Genomic DNA, 2,605 nt, shown 5'->3' with positions numbered 1-2,605 from the left:
ATGTGTGGAACAGTTTTAATGATAAAGCCTACTATAGCATGGGAGACGGACGTGCAAACAACATCACCGCCCGTTGGTCAGACTATATCTATCCTTATACTAACTTTACGGAAACAGCATTGAGTCCGGGACTTGAAGATGCCTGGGGATCTTTCTACTCCGTAGTGGCACAATCCAACTACGCCATCAACAATATTAAGGATTATTCCGGTCCGCAAGTCAGTGAAAAAGCCAAAGTACAAGCTTATGCCGAAGCACGCTTCATGCGCGGACTGGCATACTGGTACATCGGCTCTTTATGGAACAAAGGTATCATCTATGAAAATACGGCAGAACAAGTAAATAACTCTGTGGTTCCTGCCAACCGTGGTGTGGATGTGATAGAATTCGCTATCCGCGACCTCGAATATGCAGCAGTCAACCTCAGCAAGACAGCATCTGATGTAGGTCGCGTCACTTGTTACAGTGCTTACGCTATTCTGTCGCGTATGTATCTCTCTATGGCAGGTTTGACTACTGAAGGCGAATACAACGGCAGTAATATAGCTACTGATTTCAACCGCGGTTCGCGCAACACGTACTATCTGGATATGGCGCGCAAAGCTGCCACGAAGGTGATCGAAGAAGGCCCATATTCACTTCTCGACAACTATGGAGACCTCTTCGCACCAAGCACATGCAACAACAACAGTGAAGCCATCTTCCAGTTGCAGTGGTTGCAGGGTAGCACGGATGCCATCGGTTGGGGATGCAATAATTCCATATCAACCTATTTTGGCTGGTCTACTATGGTAAGCGAACAGAACTGGGGTAATGCCACTTATGCCTCTTATGACCTTGTACGCGCTTACGATCCTCAAGACCGTACCCGCCGCCATTACACTATCGCCACCGTAGGTGAATATTATCCGGATCTCAACACCAAGAACGGAGGGTATGAATTCCATCGCTTCCTTCTTCGGACGTGCCTTCTACTCTTTTGACGAACGCTACCTGCTGACCGCTACCATTCGTCGGGACGGTTCCTCCAAATTCGCCAAAGGCAATAAGTGGGGTTGGTTTCCGGCAGTGGCTCTTGCATGGCGTGCGTCACAGGAATCATTCCTGCGCAACAACGCAATTATCAACAACCTGAAACTCCGCGCAGGTTGGGGTGCCACGGGTAACCAGAACGTTAGCGACTATGCTTATATGGCACTGCTCTCTTACAAAACCACTCCCTGGGGAACCGGTGTACTGACAGGCAATACCGCCAACCCTGACCTGACATGGGAAACCACTCATTCTTATAACGTAGGTATCGACCTCGGTTTATTCCAGAACCGTATCGAAGTAATCGCCGATGTATATTATAAGAAGACTAAAAATCTGTTGCTGCAACTCCCCTTGCCCGCCTATCTCGGTTCAAGTGGACAAGGTGCCGCTTCCAATCCTTGGGGTAATGTAGGTTCTCTTGAGAACAAAGGTATCGAGCTTACCGTGAATACGACTAACATCACAAACAAGGATTTCCAATGGACATCCAACCTCGTATTCTCACTCAACCGTAACAAAGTACTGGAACTCGATACGGACAATTCTTCCATTGAAAAGAGTTATCAACCCAGTTCCGCAAGCTACATCGTAACCAAAACGACCGTAGGACAGCCTATCGGACAATTCTGGGGCTACAAAGTAATCGGACGTTTCGATGAACCGACGGATTTCTACTACAAAGATGCCGATGGCAACGTGAAGCAAGTAGCCATACCCGAAGGTAATACAATTGCCAAGAACAGTACGTGGATAGGCGACTATATCTATGAGGACCGCAACGGTGACGGGGTCATCAACAACGAAGACTGTACCTACATCGGAAACCCGGAACCAAAGTTCACTTACGGTATCGGTAATACATTCTCTTACAAAGGATTCGATCTGACAATATTCTTCTCGGGGTCTTACGGCAACAAGGCTTTGAATCTGACCCGCTACCGTATTGAAGATCCCCGCTCCAACGGTAACATACTCAAATCTTCGCTGAACTATGCACAGATAGGCTTGATAGACCCCAACGGTCCGGATGACGACTATCGTAACCTCCATGTAGTAAACGGCTCTGCCACTACATTGCCGGCTTTGCAGGAATCGGATGCTAACAATAACTTCACCCGTATCAGCGATATGCTTGTAGAAGACGCTTCTTACATCCGCCTCCAGAATATTTCCATCGGCTATACATTCCCCAAGAAATGGATAAACAAGATTTTCCTCAACAATGCGAGAATCTATGCCAACATACAGAATGTATACACCTGGAGCAAATACAAAGGCCTCGACCCTGAAGTAGGTGCCATCTATGGAGATGCATTAATGACAGGTGTGGACTACGGGCGTTATCCTTCGCCACGCATCTACACATTCGGATTAAACATATCCTTCTAATCCTTTAAAAGAATTATACGTATGAAAAATAAGATATTAATCATAGCAACATTGACCGGTTCATTGGTATTGAGTTCCTGCGAGGACTTCTTGACACACGATAATACCACCAGTGCCAACCAAGAGACCTTCTTCGACACTGACGAGGCTCTGGAAGCAGCTACCGCACCGCTTTATAACT

General features: G+C 46.9%; 2 protein-coding genes. Both read left to right on the top strand.

Annotation, left to right across the window (positions count from 1 at the left end; translation table 11 throughout):
* Positions 1–983: RagB/SusD family nutrient uptake outer membrane protein (locus BACCELL_RS15355; protein WP_248604799.1), on the top strand; the 983-nt coding region annotated here is incomplete at its 5' end.
* Entirely contained in the window at positions 937–2,424 is a 1,488-nt protein-coding gene (locus BACCELL_RS15350) for a SusC/RagA family TonB-linked outer membrane protein (RefSeq protein WP_007212797.1), read from the top strand. The genes BACCELL_RS15355 and BACCELL_RS15350, both read left to right, overlap by 47 nt.
* Positions 2,425–2,605 lie beyond the last annotated feature (181 nt).

The sequence above is a fragment of the Bacteroides cellulosilyticus DSM 14838 genome (genome assembly GCF_000158035.1).
Lineage (GTDB): Bacteria > Bacteroidota > Bacteroidia > Bacteroidales > Bacteroidaceae > Bacteroides > Bacteroides cellulosilyticus.
Note: the sequence above shows the minus strand (reverse complement) of the source record. Positions and strands in the feature narration are given on the sequence as shown.